This is a genomic window from Kitasatospora putterlickiae (assembly GCF_039527695.1).
GTDB lineage: Bacteria > Actinomycetota > Actinomycetes > Streptomycetales > Streptomycetaceae > Kitasatospora > Kitasatospora putterlickiae.
Genome location: NZ_BAAAKJ010000399.1, coordinates 28,175 through 31,016, shown reverse-complemented (window position 1 = coordinate 31,016; position 2,842 = coordinate 28,175). Strand labels below are relative to the sequence as shown.

The 2,842-nt window shown below is 71.0% G+C and carries 2 protein-coding genes; both read right to left on the bottom strand.

Going from position 1 to position 2,842, the window contains the following annotated elements; translation table 11 throughout:
* Window positions 1–41: 41 nt before the first annotated feature.
* A complete protein-coding gene (locus tag ABD308_RS34165; protein WP_344343681.1) occupies window positions 42–1,322 on the bottom strand; it encodes a L,D-transpeptidase in 1,281 nt (426 codons plus the stop codon).
* Window positions 1,323–1,499: 177 nt separating this feature from the next.
* Window positions 1,500–2,842: L,D-transpeptidase (locus ABD308_RS34160; protein ID WP_344343679.1), on the bottom strand; the 1,343-nt coding region annotated here is incomplete at its 5' end.

Here is a 2,842-nt window from a genome sequence, read left to right as displayed (position 1 = left end):
CGTCGCCGTACCGGGGCCTCAGGGCCTGCCGGCGGGTGCGGCTACCAGTTCGCCCAGTCGATGTTCCAGCCGCTCAGACCGTTGTCGGGAGCGACCGTCTTCTCCTTGGAGTTCTTGATGACGACGATGTCGCCGATCATCGAGTCGTTGAAGAACTTGCCCGCCACCGAGGTGTCGCTGCCGCCCTTCTCGTCCTGCATCGAGATGCAGCCGTGGCTGGCGTTGGTCTTGCCGAACGGGTTCGCCCAGTAGTTGCCGTGCACGAAGGTGCCGGACCGGGTCAGCCGCATCGCGTGCGGCACGTCCTTGATGTCGTACTCGCCGCCGAGGCCGACGGTCTGCGAGTTCATCCGGGTGACCTTCTCCTTGGACATGACCACCATGGTCCCGTTCCAGGAGGGGTTCTTCTCGTCGCCGAGGGTCACCGGCACGGTGTGGCTCGCGCCGGCCCTGGTCACCGTCATCTGGTGGCTGGCGGAGTCGGCCACCGAGACCTGGGAGCGGCCGATGGTGAACGGCTCGTCCTTGTCGATGTCGCCGTAGATGCCGGGGGCGATCTCGACGTTCTTCAGCCGGTACTTGATGGTGACCTTGGTGCCGGGCTCCCAGTACTTCTCGGGGCGGAAGTCCAGGCGCTTGGCACCGAACCAGTGGCCCTTGACCGTGGTGCCGTTGCTGGTCTCGAAGGTGATGCCCTGCGCGACCGCGTCCTTGTTCTTGATCTCCTTGTTGAACTCCACCGAGACGATCATGCCGACGCCGTACGTGCCGTTGTCGGCGATGTTGTCGTTGGTGGAGACCTTCTTCGCCGGCGTCAGCGTGGTGAACGAGGTGGTGGACGCGGCCACCAGGCCATCGGCGTCGGTGGCCTGGGCGTTCACCTTGTACGCCATGCCGACGGCCAGCGCGGCGTTGGGCTTCCAGCCGCTGCCGTCCGCGGCGATGGTGCCCGCGACCGGCTTGCCCTCCTTGTCGGTCACCTCGACCGCGGTGAGCTTGCCGCTGGCCACGCCGACCTTGAGCGCGCCGTCCGGAGCGACGTCCTGGGCCCCGTCCTGGGGCTCGACGGTCAGCACGGCGGCCGAGGTCTTCGGCGTGGCCGAACTCGGGGCCGGCGTACCGCCGTTACCGGCGTCCCCCGCGCCGTTGGCGCCCGCCGTCGCGGTCCCGTCACCGCCGCCGGTGTTCTTGTGATCGTCACCGCTGCATGCCGCGGTGAGCAGCAGCACCCCGCCCATCGCCAATGCCACCGCGCTCTGACGCACGCGGCGGCGGGTGACGGTGGTACGTATCGCGGCGTCGGCCGCCCTAACCGGCTTCACGGTTTCTCCCCTCCCGGTGTTCATCCTGATGGACGCACTGTTCCCCGGACGGGTTGCACCGGACCGGCGATCATTCGCGACGGGCTTCCGGCGCGGCAAGCAGGATAGCTGGGCCGAACGGGTGAATCCCGGGGAGGCTACCGGTGAACGCCGGTCGAGATCATCGGCAGGTGGCCGTCAGGGGGAGGCCGTCGGGGAGACCGTCGGGGAGGGGCTCGGGGAACGGCTCACGAACGGTGCCGGGGACGGGCTCGCGGACCGGCTCGCGGATGGTGCCGGCGACGGGCTCGCGGACGGTACCGGCGAGGGGCTCGGCGCGGGCGCCGGAGAGGTGCTCGCGGCCGAACCGGCGGCCGGGGCGACGGAGGGGCTCGCGCCGGACTGGAGGGCGCTCCCGGCCACCCACTGCGCCCAGGGCAGGTTCCAACCGTTCAGACCGTTGTTCGGCGGCACCACGTCCCCCGCCGAGGCCCGCACCTCGAAGACGTCCCCCTGGATCGTGTGCTCGAACAGCCAGCCCGCCGGGGTCTCGCCGCTCGCCCCGCCCTTGACGTCGGCCAGGCCGATGCAGCCGTGGCTGGTGTTGGCGGTGCCGAACACCGACGGGCTGGCCCAGTAGTTGCCGTGCAGGAAGGTGCCCGAGTTGGTCAGCCGCATCGCGTGCGGCACGTCCTTGATGTCGTACTCGTCGCCCATCCCGACGGTCTGCGAGTTCATCCGGGTGACCTTGTACTTCTCGGACACCACCAGCACGCCCCGGTACGTCGTGTGCCGGGCGTCGCCGCCGGACACCTTGAGCGTGCGCACCGTCTTACCGCCCTGACCGGCCCGAACGGTGAGGGTGTGGGCGTCCAGGTCGACGGTGGACACCTGGGCCCGGCCGACGGTGAACCGGACATCCTTGTTCTGGGTGCCGAACTCGCCCGGCGCGCCCTGCACGTCCTTGAGCCGCAGCGCGACCGTCACCCGGGTGCCCGGCGCCCAGTACTCCTGGGGGCGGAAGTCCAGGCGCTGGCCGCCGAACCAGTGCGCGGCCACCTCCACCGGCGGGTCCGTGGTCACCGTGATCGCGCGCTCGACCGCGGCCCGGTCGGCGATCGGGCGGCTGAACCGCAGCGAGACCGGCATGCCGACGCCGACGGTGGAACCGTCCTCGGGGGTGAAGAAGGCGACGAAGGTGTGCAGGGGGGCCATCGTCGAGAAGTCGGTGTGCTGGACCGCCCGCAGGCCCTGGTCGTCCTCGGCCACCGCGTCCAGGGTGAACGCGGTGGCCAGCGGCAGCGGGCCGTCCGGGGTCCAGCCGGTGCCGTCCGCGGAGAGGGAGCCGGGCACCTCGCCGCCCCGGGTGTCGGCGAGCCGGACGGAGACCAGCCGGCCCTGGGCGACCGTCACCCGGACCGGGCCCTCGGGCGGCAGGTTCTGGGCGTCGTCGGCGGGCACCACGGTGATCGCCGCCCGGGACGCGGGCGCCGAGTACTTCCTCGCCCCGGCGGCGAACTGCGCCGAGGCCGCCAAGAACA